This is a genomic window from Lentzea sp. NPDC055074, from assembly GCF_053608005.1.
On record NZ_JBSGUQ010000005.1, the window covers coordinates 94909 to 107709 of the forward strand.

Genomic DNA, 12801 nt, shown 5'->3' on the forward strand with positions numbered 1-12801 from the left:
ACGGACTTGCCTGGCTTCGCCGCAGGACGACCCCGCCCACGTCACAGCGAGGACGGCCCGCCTGCGGCACTGCAGGCGCAGGTCTGCACCGCACCACTGCGGGACGGACTTGCCTGGCTTCGCCGCAGGACGACCCCGCCCACGTCACAGCGAGGACGGCCCGCCTGCGGCACTGCAGGCGCAGGCCTGCTCCGCACCGCCGCAGGACGGCCTTGCCTCGCTTCGCCGCGAGGGCGTCCCCGCCGGCGTCACCGCAGCGAAGCCCCGCCCGCGTCACCTCAGCGAAGCCCGGCGCGCGTCACCTCAGGGTCGCGAGGCCCGCCTTCGCGAACTTCTCGTCCAGCTCCCCGCTCGGCGCCCCGCCGACCCCGATGCCCGCCACCGACGTGCCGTCGACCGCCACCGGCACGCCCCCGCCCAGGAACAACGTGCCCGGGATGTCCCGCAGCGTCGCCCCCTGGCCCGTGACGCGGCCCGCGAGCTCCGATGTCGGGGCGTTGAACGACACCGCGGTGAACGCCTTGCGGCGTGCCGACTCCTCGGTCTGCGGGCCCGCGCCGTCTCCTGCCAGCAGCACCACCAGGTCTCCGCTGCGGTCGACGACTGCCACGGTGACGCGCTGGTTCTCCTTCTCCGCGGCGTCGAGGGTGGCCTGGGCGGCCTTGACGGCCGCGTCGATGGTCAGCACCTTCTCGGTGCGGGTGGTGGTGCGCTGGTCTGCTGCCGCGTAGCCGCCGCCGATGCTCAGCACGACGAGGGTGGCGATCGCGATCTTCTTGAGGTCCATGGCCACAACGGTGCTCTGGATCAGGGCGGGTGCCATGGTGGTGACGGTTGAACCGGGGTTCAACCCATCGGTTGACCCGCCATGTCCGCCGGGTCACCTAGTGTCGCCGGAGTGTGGCTGAACAGGGCGATGCACGCGGGGTTCTACGTGCTGCTGACGGCGTCGGCGGCGCGGTACGTCGCGTACCACGGCGCCGATCTCGTCGTGCTCGGGCTGGCTCTCGCGCTGGGGGTGGTCTACCCGGCCGGCGTGCGGTGGACGCGGGCGTTGCCCGTCGTGCTCGCCGTGTGGCTGGTGCTGGTGTGGCTGGCGCCGAGCTTCGGCTGGTGCGCCATCCCGTTGTTCTTCCAGTGCCTGCGCCAGCTCAAGCCGCGGGTGGCGTTGCCGATCGCGGGCGTTCTCACGGCGGCCGTGGTGCTGGCCCAGATCAGGCTCGCGGCGACGTTCGACTGGTCGCTGGTGCTGGGGCCGGTCGGGGTCGCGGTGCTGACGGCGGCGGTGTTCTTCGACCGCGCGCGTCTGCTGCACGAGGCAGGCGTTCTGGAGGAGCGCCAACGGTTGGCGCGCGAAATCCACGACACCCTCGCGCAGGGGTTCTCCAGCATCAACCTGCTGCTGTCGCTGGGCGAGACGACGAAGGCCGCCGAGGTCGCGCGGGAGAACCTGGGCGAGGCCCGCCGGTTCGTGCGGGACCTGTCGCCGATCCACGGCACCCTGGTCGAGGCGTTGCACCGGCTGGTCCCGCACGTGGAGGTCGACGGCGACCCGTACGCCCTGAGCGTGCAGACCGAGGTGGCGTTGCTGCGGGTCGCACAGGGCGCGGTGGCGAACGTCTTCGAGCACTCGGGCGCCGGCCGGGTGGCGATCACGCTGTCGTACCTGGGAGACGCGGTGTCGATGGACGTGGTGGACGACGGCCGCGGCTTCGACCCGGCGCAGGTGAGGACGGCGCACGGTCGCGGCTACGGCCTGGCGTCCATCCGCGGCCGCATCACCGAGCTGGGCGGCACCGTGTCCGTCGAGAGCGCGCCGGGGGAGGGAACCGCAGTGGCCGTGACGGTGCCGACGCCATGAGAGTGCTGGTGGTGGACGACCACCCGGTGGTCCGGTTCGGGCTGGTCGGGCTGCTGTCGCGCGACTTCGAGGTGATCGAGGCCGCGACCGGCGAGGAGTCGCTGACCAAGGCGTCCACGGTGGACGTCGTGCTGATGGATCTCCAGCTGGGCAAGGGAATCGACGGCGTCGAGGCCACCAGGCGCATCCGCGCGACGGAGAATGCCCCGTACGTCGTGATCCTGACGACGTACGACGCGGACTCCGACATCGTGCGCGCCGTCGAGGCGGGAGCCATCGGCTACCTGCTCAAGGACTGCGACCCCGAGGCCCTGTTCGACGCGGTGCGCACGGCCGCGACGGGCCAGACCGTGCTCTCGCCGAACATCGCGCAACGGCTGCTCGGCCAGGTCCGCGATCCCGCGCCGAAGGTCAGCAAGCGCGAGATCCAGATCCTCGAGTGCCTCGCCAAGGGCCTCGGGAACAGGGACATCGCGAAGGAGCTGTTCATCAGCCAGGCCACCGTGAAGACCCACCTGGTGCGGATCTTCGTGAAGCTCGGCGTGGAGACCAGGACGGCGGCCGTGACGACCGCCGTCGAACGCAAGCTGATCCGGATCTAGTCCGGCGTCACGACGCCTGCTGCTGAGTGATCGCCTCCGAGATCCGCTGTCGATGCTTGGACCGGCCGCAGGCAAGGGGATCGTCGAGCCACACCTGGCCGAGTGCCCTGATGTCATCTGCGCGTTCCGGAGACGAGTCGGTGGCGAGCCGATACCAGACGCTGCCCCAGGACGGATGCGGTAAGTGCGTGCGGCACCAGGCCAGTCCCACGTCCTCGAGGGTCGAGCGCTCTCCCTCGTCGTCGACGGTTTCCCACAGGCGCTTCCACACAGGCGCGAAGAACTCGGGACTGCCTTCGGAGATCCAGTCGAGGCCGATGGACCGCAAGGCTAGAGGAATCGGTTCGACGCTTACAGCCATCCAGATCTGGAACCACGAAGCACCGTGCGGATTCGCCCTCAACGAGGCCAGAGCGACCTCGATGATCTCGGGCTGCAGGCGCGTTGTCTTCTCGATCCGGTTCGCCAGACCGAAGGAACGTTCGATGGTGACCTCCGCGGTCACCGCCAGATCCATGAGGGGCCGTGACAGAGGACTTGCGATGTACAGCGTTCGCCAGACGTGCCACCAGGAGTTGACCTGTGGATTTCGTTGCAACCATCTGATGGTGCTGGCGAGCACGGCGGGTTCGTCGTTGAGCAGGGGATAGAGCCCGTCCTCGATCAGAACCTTCCACAGGTAGCCGACCGACGAGACGGCGGCAGGATCGGTGTCGAACCATCGAGCGAGCATGCGCGCGGTGTCGGCGCGTCCGAGAGCGGGCGCCATCACGCTGAACACGGCGGGCCAGTCATCGGTCGCGTAGTTGTTCTCCAGCCAGGGACGCGCGAGATCCAGCACCGCGTCCTGATCGCCGACGATCCGCCGGTAGGGGAGGAAGACGTGTCGCCATCCGCTCCGGTCCGACGTGAGCCAGTCGGCGGCCAGCGCGATCAGCGCGTCCTGCTCGTGCTGCCTTTCGTGCAGGACGCAGGCGAGCCAGACGTAGCTCCACGCCACCGAATCCTGTCGGTCGCGGAGCCATCGCAATGCCATCTCCACCACGCCGCGCACGCTGTCGACCGGCGCGCACCGCAGCACGGACTGGAGGAGGTAGCCCCAGCCGCCGTCGCTGTCGCTGTGCCCGTCCAGCCAGGCGGCCGACCGCACCGAGAGTTCGGCCATGCGTTCGGGAGGGCTCATGCTGAAGATCAGGTTCATCAGGTACGGCCACTCGGCGGTGTCCGCCACCAGCGGGAGATGGCTTTCCCCGAGGTCCACCAACTCGGTGTCCACGCCCTGCACCGCCTGCGCGAGCCTCACGAAGACGCTCACCCAGCCGGCCGCGTCGCGGTACTCGGTCAGCCAGTTCACCCCCACGAGCCGGGTCTCGGGCTGGGCGCGGTGGGTTTGGGACAGCGTGCCGAACAGGTAACTCCACGCGACGTGCTCGGGATCGCGGGTCAGCATCGACAGGATCACGTCGACGGCCGCGGAGTTCGTGACGGTGTCGAGGTGCGAGCGGAGAGCGCTGATGTAGGGCGATCCCTTGTGGATCTTGTGCCACGTCAGCGTTCTGGCGAACAGAAGGCCCGCTGTCTTCTCCTGCGGGTACTCCAGAAGCCACATGTTCGCGTGGTGGAGGACCTCCAACGGTGAGCGCGGATCCTGCAACGCCTTGACGAGCGCGGGCCCGTTCTCGCATCTCAGTCTTCGGGTGAGCCATCTGAGTGAGCTCTTGCGTTCGACCGGGGAACCGCTCACCAGCAGCTCGGCCAGCGAGCCCAGCGGCGCGGCCGGCTCGTCCCTCTCGTCGAGCAGGACGCGCGCCTGCTGCCGCAGTTCCACGGTCTCCGGCGCTCGGGAGAGGAAGTCGGCGAGCAGCTGAACACGTTCCGGGTCTTCGGGCGCGGCCGACACCCCCGACACGACGTCATCGGCGAGGTCGGCCACCGAGCAGACCGACAAGAGCCTGGTCATGAGGAGCACCCAGCCGTCCCAGCGGGGGTTGTGGGCGACGATCTCGCGCACTCTCCGCACCGCGTCGGGCCGGCCACCTTCGACCAGGGCGTGGAGCAGCGTGGCCAGTCCTGGTGTGTGGAGGTCCGCGGTCGAGAGCAGGACGAGAGCCTCCGAGGTGGGCTGCCACCGCCCCATGCACAGCGGCGCCACGATCTCCACCCGGACCCAGGTCGCGAGGGCGGACGGTGCCAGCTGGGCCAGCCCGTCGCCGACCGCGTCGATCGCCGCGCGCACGGCGTTCTCGGCGTCGGAGCGCGACACCCGGCCCGCCGAGGCCGCCGCCGTGGGCTTGAGCGGGTCGAGGAAACCCAGCAGCGTCGACAGGAGGCGGTGGTGGAGCAGACCGTCGGAGTCGGCACGGATCGCCTGCAGCATCGCGTTGCGCAGGTGTGCCGCGCGGACGTTCGCCGCCTCGCCGGGCCGGTGCCAGGTGTCGTAGAGGATCGTCGACAGGTGCGGGTGCGTCAGCCAGTAGCCGGCTCGTCCGGAACTCCGCTTGGTGAAGTGCAGGTCGTGCTCGAGCGCCGCGACATGGTCGAGCAGCTGCTCGTCGTACCGGTCCATGAGCTGCCGCGGGTACCCCACGTAGATGCGGTTGAGCGCGAGCACCCGATCGACGAAGTCGACGAGGGCGGGATTGCCGAGCCGTCGCATCCGAGCCCGGAACCTCCGTGCGAACAACCGGATTCCCTCGCTCTTCCACCACTCGAAGAAGAGCTGGGCGGGCAGCATGTTGGATTCGGCGGGCGGTAGTTCCCGGTCGTCACCGGTGCGGGCGCGGTACCAGTTCCTCAGCACGTCGACGTCGCCGGCACTGGGAATCGCGTGCAGGTGCGTGCGCAGCGCCACGTCGCCACCGTGGCGATCCTGGAACCGCCGCAGCTGCTCGCGGGGACCGCAGCAGAGGATCACCGGCAAGCTGTCGGTGTCCCCGCGTTGACGAATCGTGCTGAGTTTGGCCATCGCCTTGCGCCAGTTCTGGTCGCTGTCGTCGTCATGGCTCATGACGAACGGGTCGTCGACGCCGATGACGACGCGGCGGTCCGAACCGAGCTGCTTGCCGAACTGGACCGCCTCCGGCAGGGACTCGATGTTCGAGCCGAGCCAGAGCACGCTGATCCCCGGCCGCTGGTTGACGAGTGCGAGCAGTTGCAGGAGCAGGATGCTCTTCCCGGAACCGGAGGGACCCTGGATCCAGAACATCGGCACGGCTCCGCTCGAGGAGCTCGCGCCGTTGGACAGCGTGGCCTCGTGCCAGTCCCAGAACTCGCTCTCCAGCGAGGAGACCTGCGGGCTCGGCGCGAAGAACCCGTCCCGCAGATGGTGCAGTCTCGGCTCCTCTCCGACGAGAAAGCCGCCTTCCCTGACCTCGACCACGTCCGGTTCCCGGTCGTCGGGGAGCAGCACGGTGAACGGCAGGTCCTCGTCCGCCGTCGCCGCGTCCAGATCCATCGAGATCTCGGTGGACATCGTTTGGCGTTCGGACGCCTCGGCGAAGATCCGGCCGACCCACCGGTCGACCAGTTCACGGGGCTTCTGGACCTGGAACTCGCGCGCGAGCAACGCCAGCAACTCGCCGAGCGGCTCACGTTCCTCCCGGATCTCCAGCGCCTTGGCCATCTCCTCGGCGGCGTCCTGCTCTTCGGACCTCTGCTGCGCCCACTTGCTCGTCACGGCGCGCGCGTCCTGGAGGTTGGACCCGGCGTGGATGATCCGGTAGCGCAGCCTCGGTACGACCTCTGGAACGAACTCCCGGCCGGCGAGGTGGATGCCGAACAGCTCGTCGAGGGCTTTGCGCAGAGACGGTTCGTTCAGCCGCTGCTTGACCTGGCAGGTGACCAGGGTGGTGTCGTCGGCCAGCGAGAAGTCCGAAAGGTGTTCATAGCGCAGTTCCGGCGAGCTGCCTGTCGCGCTGCTGTGAGCGCGTACAGCGTCGAGCAAGGCCACGTGAGCCTGGTACGCGAGTCCGGAGACGGCCGCGCGGCCACCCGCAGACCCACCTCGGTTGCGGCGGGCGACCGCCAGCTGCAACTCGGCCAGGTCACGGGCCCAAGAGGCATCGGTGAAGGTCGCGCTCATAGTGCCGCCACCACGGCCCGTGCCGCCGGCAGCAGAGGCTCGGTCCTGACCCGTGCCACTCCGCTGCGGTAGGTCTTGCGCGGATCTCCTTCGTGCAGCGACAGGACCCGTTCGGCCGCGCGGCGAGCCAGCGGCTGCACGGCGAGCGGGATCTGCGCGCCGGCGCTGATCTGCTCCTCGGCCCACGTGATCGCACCGTCGAGTGCGGCGATGTGGACCACCAGGTCGGTCTGGTTGCCCACCAGGCACTTCAGTGACGCGCCTGGATCCGCGGCCAGCATCCGTTCGGGGTGCCAGATCGCGTGCCCGCGACGCGACAGGTACACCCTTGCCGCCAGCGAGGAGTCGCTGTTGGACGCGAGCAGCCGCGCCTCGTCGAACTCTCCCGGCGGGCCCGCGGAGGCCAGCCCGGCCAGGGTCGCACGCACGTCGGCCTGGGTGAGGCCGAACTCCCGTCCACTCGCCCGCAAGGGTGCGGCGACCGTGTACACGGTCGTCTGACCGGGATCGCCCGGCTCTTCGGCGAGATGCCGGACCGAGGCCAGTGAACGCATGTCAGTGGCCAGTCCGTCCAGAGAGCGATCCGCTGATGGTCCCCAGGCCCGGCTCGTGCGCAGTTCGGCGACCTCTGTCGCCAGGTCGTTCACGGCCCACGAGCCCGACGCGAGGACGGAGATCGACACGGCGATCGCGTGCGGGTAGATCAGCACCCTGGCTTCGGCCGACGTCACGCCCGGACTCCGGAGAGAGACCACGGGCCACGACTGGAACGGGACCAGCTGACTCCAGGCCGAGTCCGCGTTGATCGTCCGAATCCTGGACGTCTTGCGCAGGTAGGAAGACCAGAATCGGCTCCAGTGCTGGACTTGGTCGTCGGTTCTCCATGGCCATGCGAGTGCCGCGTCACCGTAGACCGCCGCCGCGTGATCGGCCCGGCTCGTCAGCTTGCCGCCGCCTGTGAGCACAGCCGGGTAGGTGGTGATCCAGCTGATCGTGAGTGCGATCTCGTCTATCGATGCCATGGAAGCTCCGGTAGGATTGTGCTGACTCCTTGCTACGGTGAGGAAGTGGCCGGGCTCGTCCCGGCCACTGTTCTGTCCGGGGTCATTCGAGTCGCACCAGCGAGACCCTCTGCCCCGTGGTGAGGGAGTCGCGGTCGGCGAGCCTGGGGGCGGAGATGTCCGAACCCAGGAAGTGCGCTTTCGCATCGGACGTGCGGTTCGCCCACCACAGGCGGAGCAGGTCGTGGCCGGAGATGTTCTGCTCGTCCTGAACGTGGTTCTCGCCGGGCGTCGTCACCACGATTCTCGGTACCACGAGCACCTGACCGTTCCCGGCGTCCGCGACCACCACACCTCCCAGGCCGTCCGCCGACACGGTCACCTTGATGAACGACGTGTCGCTGCCGAAGATCCCGCGCAGTCCGATCTTGCGCAGCAGTGCAGTGGCGTCGTCCTGGGCGCCGGGAACGAGAAGACCACGGTGGAGGCCGACGCCGGCCGCCACGACCGCCCAGATCAGGACGGCCGCCGCGAAGCTGTAGCCGAACACGTAGTAGAAGTCGACGAACCCGTACGCGGCCAGGTAGTCCCTGCGTTCACCAGGGACGAAGGCGTCTGTCAGCAACGGGTAGACCGGCGCCATCCCCAACGACACCGCTACCGCGAGCACCGTCGATCCGAGGACCGTGGTCACGCCGGAACTCGGCTGCGCCTCTCGCAGTGTGCGCCGCAACGGACCGAACGTCCGGAGCAGGAACCAGACGGTGACCACGATGATCATGCCGGGTACGACGAGCAGGATGGGGATTCCCAGCGCCTTGAGGAGGTCTGACTCGGCGTAGACCTCGAGCACGACGCCTGCGGTGGTGAGCACGCTGGCGGTGGAACCGGTGCCCGGATCGGTGACGGTGACCCGAACCGCGACCGACCGGGGTCCCGGCACCACCGTCTCTCCTGCAGCGAACCGCACCGGCAGTGCGAGCTGTTCTCGCGGTCCGACATCGAACTCGCAGCCCTGCGCCGAGCGTCGCACGTCGTTGGTGGCGGACACCTCCGTGCCACTCGGGCAGACCACGGTGAGGATCATCGACGCGGGCGCGCGCACCTCGATCTCCTTGACCCGGACACCGGTGTCCCTGGGGTTCGTGAGAACGACGTATCCGTTTCCAGGCCTGTTCTCGTTGACTGCCTCGACGTTCGAGTTGATCTTCGCGTCGATCAGGGCCGGCATTGGCGCCGGGACCACGGTCAGAGATGAGACCGTTGTGCGGCGGGAGCGTTGTTCGGAGGTCACGACGAAGCGGACGACGACTCGCTGGCCGCTGCCCTCGGCGAGCCTTCGCACGGTGAACGTCAGCGCTACCGAACTCTCGGCCGCGACCGTGCTGCTCGGCTCGGCGACCGTGATCTCGACCGAAGGATCCGACGGTGCCGCCGCCACCGTCACCTTCGCCGGCTCCGAACCGGGGTTGCGCACCAGCAGAACGCCCGTTGCCGAGCCGTTGAGCGGTAGTGAGATCTCCGCCGGAGTCGGTGCCGTCTCCACCTGCATGGCCGACCACGAGGTGGCCGGCCATGCCAGAAAGCCCAGAACCAGGAGTGCGGTGGCGCAGCGAACAGCTCGCACAGCACACCCCCCGCCCTCTCCCCGGTCCTTCATCTGATCGCCGGGGCGTGCGTGTTCGTTTCTAGTCGTCCAGCGAAGGAGGCGTCGTACGTGTCAGCCGCGCGTCCGGCTGACTGCCCGACATCGCGAGCATCCCCCGCATCACCTGCAGCAGCTTCCGCAGCCCGCTCGGCTTGCGCCGGTCGATCCCCCCGATGACCTGCTTGAGCACCGACAGCTGGTCGAAGTAGATCCGCTCGGTCACCAGGTTCTCGTCGGCGTCGAAGATGAAGTACGCGTTCATCCGCGTGCGGTGCTTGCCGCCGGTCGCCGGGATCTTGCCCAACGGGCCGAGGTGCGTGCCGATCAGCCAGAACTCCACGATCACGGCGTCGACGCTGTGGCGGAACGAGATCAGCTCGTGGTTCTGGTCGGGGAACGCCACGCGCGTGTCGGTGTAGTACTGCCGCACGGCCTGGTCGCCGTCGTGGACGACCATCTGGGCGATGATCTCGTAGTGGGGGTGCGGGAACGTCGAGAGCGTGGCGTCCCAGTCGTGCGCCACCTCGTCGTGGAAGTGGTCCAGCACCAGCTTCTCGCGGGCTCGCAGGACTTCTTCGGACGGCAGCACGAAACGCGATGACATCGCTTGCTCCTCAGTGGACGATCTGGCCGTGGCTGAACGTGGGCCTGGTGCCGGGGTTCGTCCAGGCGCCGGTGAGTTCGCTGGAGGGGAAGAACTGCAGGAACCGCGGGTCGGCTTGGCTGCGGTCGGCGAGCGTCTTCTCCAGCACGATCGAGTTGTACTGGTCGGCGGTGCTCTCGATGCTGTTCGCGTTGAGCACCACCTCCTGCTGCCAGCGCTGCGACCAGGCGGCGAGGCCGGGCAGCCGGGAGTGCTCAGGTGTCAGGGCCTCGGCGGCGATCACGTTCTCGCTGCTCACCCAGATGCCCGTGGACGTGTTGACGACGAGGCTCTGGTTGCCGAAGACGTGGCCGGGGGTCTTGATCACCGCGACGCCGGGGCCCAGCACGACGGAGCCGTCGATCGGCAGGAACGCCTCCTGCGGCAGGTCGCGGTAGGTCGACGGCTGGTACCAGGGCTTCTGCAACGGGTGCAGGTCGGTCAGGGCCGTGAGCTCGTCGCGCTGCACGATCACCTTGGCGTTCGGGAAGTACGGCGTGGCACCGATCCAGCGCCTCAGGTCCTGGGTGTGCAGGTGGTCGAACATCAGGTAGTCGACGTCCTCGGGCGCGATGCCGAGCCGGTCGAGGTGGCCGGGCACGGTGCCGTGGACCTTGACCACGCGCCGTTCGATGACGTCCGGTGTGCGAGCCGACAGGTCCTCGAAGTACGGCGTGTAGCGGCCGTGCTCGTGGTCGCTCGGCTCGAACAGCAGCACGCGCTCGCGGTCGCCGTCGTGCCAGCGGATCACCAGCATCCGGTTCGTGATCGACAGGAACGGCGCGATCGCCCGCGACGCCCTGAACAGCCCGAACCGCGTCGGGTACGGCAGCGTCACCAGATCGCGCGTGACGATGCTGTCCGGTGTGCCGGTCGTGGCGAACTCCCGCCGGAACGCCTCACCCCGCGCGCGGACGACCCGCAGGCGCGCTCCTGGCCCGCCGTCGACGTCCATGTGGTCGAGCGTGTCGATCCTGGTGAAGCTCATCATCCCCTCCAATACCCACACTGTGGGTTAATTCGGAGACTAAACCCACGCCGTGGATATCCGCAAGGCACAATGGCCGGGTGACTGAAACGCGCCGAGGTCGTCCGCGCACGCCGCTGCTGTCCCGCGAGTCGATCGTGGCGGCGACGCTGCAGGTCATCGACGCGGAAGGGGTCGCGGCGGTGGGCATGCGCTCGGTCGCGCGGGCACTCGGCGTCGACGCGAAGAGCCTCTACAACCACGTCGACGGCAAGGACGGCCTGCTCGACGCCGTCGCCGAACAGCTGCTCGGCGGCCTGCGCCTCCCCGAGCCCACCGGCGACGCGCGCCACGACCTGCACGCCGTCGCCGAGGCCTTCCGCGCACGGGCCCTGGCCCACCCCGGAGCCGCCCCGCTCGTGCTCACCCGCCAGCTGTCGTCGCTCGAAGGCCTCGCGCCGGTCGACGCGGTGCTGGCCGTCCTGCTCGCCGCGGGCGCCGCGCCCGAGGAGTCCGTGCACCTGCTGCGGATGCTGCTCGCCACGCTGATCGGCACGTTGTTGCGGGAGGTGTCGGCGGCACCGACGTTCGGCGGGGACGACGGGCGGCGCCGCGGCGCCCTGGAGGCCTCGGGGCTGCCGGCGGTCGCCAGGACGGCGCCGCACCTCGCGGAGTTCGACCGCGCGGCCGAGTTCGAGTACACAGTGGACCTCGCGATCACGGCCGTGCTCGACCGGATCGACCGTCAGCGGTCGGGATCCAGGTCCTCGTAGAGGCCCTGCACCAGCCGCCCGGTCAGTTCGCCGCCGGAGGTCTCGATCAACGCCCACCCCGGCGAGCCGGTGTCGTCGTCGCCGGGATCGTCCAGGAAGTACAGGGCCGAGTGCAGCGCCTCGAACGCGACCATGCGTGCGAACGCTCCCAGGTCCTCCGGGGACGCGCCGAGAGCGGCGAGGCGTGCGCGAGCGGCCTCGCCACCGGAGTAGGTCGGGCCGGGGCCGTGCTGGTCGACGATCTCCCACATGCCGCGCAGGAACCGCGTCCGCGCACGCTGCGGGATCTTCTCGTCGTCGTGGAGGTCCATGCCGGACAGCATGCCGGTTGATCTTCACGCTGCGCGCTGGGCCGAACGGCGGCAGACTCGGCAAGCGTGAATCTTCGACGATGGCCCGTGGCCGCGGCGTCCGGCTTCGTCTTCGCGGCGGTCGTGTACGTCCTCGCGGTGCTCACGAGGGCCGGCCAGACCATCGAGAACGCGGCCCTGCGCGGTGCCGACCAGGACAACGTCAACGAGTCCGACGCCGCCTGGAACGCGCTCGGCCAGATCACCGTCTACTCGCTCGCCGCCGCGGTGGTGGCGGTCGCGCTCGTCGGCGTGCTCAGAAAGCGCTGGGACCTCACGATCGCGGCGGTCGGGGTGATCGTCGCCGGTCAGCTCGTCGTGCAGGCGCTCAAGCGGTTCATCCTCCCGCGCCCTGCGCTCGTCGAGGTCACCGGCGACTACGCGCACAACAGCCTCCCTAGTGGACACACGACGATCGCGATGACCGTGCTGTTCGCGGCGATCATCGTGGTGCCGTGGAAGTGGCGCGGCGTCATGCTGTTCTTCGTGCTGCCGTGGGCCACCGCGATCGGCCAGTACACGCTGACCGCGAAGTGGCACCGTCTCAGCGACACCCTCGCCGCCGACGGCATCGCGCTCGGCATCGCCGCGCTGGCCGCGTGGTGGTTGCAGCGCAGGGGATCCCTAGAGCCCTACGCCGGACCGCGCCGCATCGGACGTGTCGTGCTGGTGGTCTTCTGGTCGCTGGCCACCGCGGTCTCCCTCGCCCTGGGCGTGATCCTGTGGGTCTTTCCGCTGGCCCGGGAGGGCCTGAACGCCGACGAGTGGGTGCTCTACCTCGGTGCCGGCACGTTCGCCTCGGCCGGGTCGGGGATCGCCGCGCTGACGTACCTCGCGTGCTGGCGCCGGATCGGGTGACAACCAGTTGATCTCCC

At 69.2% G+C, this 12801-nt stretch carries 11 protein-coding genes; 4 read left to right on the forward strand and 7 right to left on the reverse strand.

The features are described 5' to 3' along the window. Positions 1-298: 298 nt before the first annotated feature. Positions 299-823, reverse strand: coding sequence for a GlcG/HbpS family heme-binding protein (locus tag ACWF7A_RS13645; protein WP_452250759.1), 525 nt, complete (start codon positions 821-823; stop codon positions 299-301). A 75-nt stretch (positions 824-898) separates the two neighbouring features. On the opposite strand from ACWF7A_RS13645, the gene ACWF7A_RS13650 reads away from it, so the two are divergent. After that, the gene (locus tag ACWF7A_RS13650) at positions 899-1861 is read left to right on the forward strand and encodes a sensor histidine kinase (protein WP_452250760.1); all 963 of its coding nucleotides are present in this window, start codon (positions 899-901) and stop codon (positions 1859-1861) included. Further along, positions 1858-2463, forward strand: a complete 606-nt coding sequence (locus ACWF7A_RS13655; protein ID WP_452250761.1) for a response regulator — start codon at positions 1858-1860, stop codon at positions 2461-2463. Before ACWF7A_RS13650 ends, ACWF7A_RS13655 begins: the two co-directional genes overlap by 4 nt. 7 nt (positions 2464-2470) lie before the next feature. On the opposite strand, the gene ACWF7A_RS13660 is transcribed toward ACWF7A_RS13655, so the two are convergent. From ACWF7A_RS13660 to ACWF7A_RS13680, 5 genes are all read right to left on the reverse strand, one after another. Continuing rightward, positions 2471-6544 (reverse strand): P-loop NTPase, encoded by a 4074-nt coding sequence (locus ACWF7A_RS13660; protein WP_452250762.1) that lies wholly within the window; start codon positions 6542-6544, stop codon positions 2471-2473. Then, positions 6541-7566, reverse strand: coding sequence for a hypothetical protein (locus ACWF7A_RS13665; RefSeq protein ID WP_452250763.1), 1026 nt, complete (start codon positions 7564-7566; stop codon positions 6541-6543). The genes ACWF7A_RS13660 and ACWF7A_RS13665 overlap by 4 nt, the downstream gene beginning before the upstream one ends. Positions 7567-7648: 82 nt before the next feature. After that, positions 7649-9172 carry a hypothetical protein gene (locus ACWF7A_RS13670; protein ID WP_452250764.1) on the reverse strand — a complete coding sequence of 508 codons (1524 nt, stop codon included), beginning with the start codon at positions 9170-9172 and terminating at the stop codon, positions 7649-7651. A 61-nt stretch (positions 9173-9233) separates the two neighbouring features. Then, positions 9234-9797, reverse strand: coding sequence for an ester cyclase (locus ACWF7A_RS13675; RefSeq protein ID WP_452250765.1), 564 nt, complete (start codon positions 9795-9797; stop codon positions 9234-9236). Positions 9798-9807: 10 nt separating this feature from the next. Continuing rightward, complete coding sequence (locus ACWF7A_RS13680; protein WP_452250766.1) at positions 9808-10824, reverse strand: hypothetical protein; 1017 nt, start codon at positions 10822-10824, stop codon at positions 9808-9810. Between the two features lie 80 nt (positions 10825-10904). Here ACWF7A_RS13680 and ACWF7A_RS13685 point away from each other — a divergent pair, with 80 nt between their 5' ends. Then, positions 10905-11576: a TetR/AcrR family transcriptional regulator gene (locus ACWF7A_RS13685; RefSeq protein WP_452250767.1), complete on the forward strand. Its 672-nt coding sequence runs from the start codon at positions 10905-10907 to the stop codon at positions 11574-11576. On the opposite strand, the gene ACWF7A_RS13690 is transcribed toward ACWF7A_RS13685, so the two are convergent. Continuing rightward, on the reverse strand, positions 11549-11887 hold the full coding sequence (locus tag ACWF7A_RS13690) for a hypothetical protein (protein WP_452250768.1): 339 nt from the start codon (positions 11885-11887) through the stop codon (positions 11549-11551). The two genes, ACWF7A_RS13685 and ACWF7A_RS13690, sit on opposite strands and share 28 nt — an antisense overlap. Before the next feature lie 66 nt (positions 11888-11953). Here ACWF7A_RS13690 and ACWF7A_RS13695 point away from each other — a divergent pair, with 66 nt between their 5' ends. Then, entirely contained in the window at positions 11954-12784 is an 831-nt protein-coding gene (locus ACWF7A_RS13695; RefSeq protein WP_452250769.1) for a phosphatase PAP2 family protein, read from the forward strand. Positions 12785-12801 lie beyond the last annotated feature (17 nt).

Bases quoted from the DNA above. Each gene is read 5' to 3' on its own strand.
- ACWF7A_RS13645 (WP_452250759.1), bottom strand. From the start codon at position 823: ATGGCACCCGCCCTGATCCAGAGCACCGTTGTGGCCATGGACCTCAAG.
- ACWF7A_RS13655 (WP_452250761.1), top strand. From the start codon at position 1,858: ATGAGAGTGCTGGTGGTGGACGACCACCCGGTGGTCCGGTTCGGGCTG.
- ACWF7A_RS13660 (WP_452250762.1), bottom strand. From the start codon at position 6,544: ATGAGCGCGACCTTCACCGATGCCTCTTGGGCCCGTGACCTGGCCGAG.
- ACWF7A_RS13665 (WP_452250763.1), bottom strand. From the start codon at position 7,566: ATGGCATCGATAGACGAGATCGCACTCACGATCAGCTGGATCACCACC.
- ACWF7A_RS13675 (WP_452250765.1), bottom strand. From the start codon at position 9,797: ATGTCATCGCGTTTCGTGCTGCCGTCCGAAGAAGTCCTGCGAGCCCGC.
- ACWF7A_RS13680 (WP_452250766.1), bottom strand. From the start codon at position 10,824: ATGAGCTTCACCAGGATCGACACGCTCGACCACATGGACGTCGACGGC.
- ACWF7A_RS13690 (WP_452250768.1), bottom strand. From the start codon at position 11,887: ATGGACCTCCACGACGACGAGAAGATCCCGCAGCGTGCGCGGACGCGG.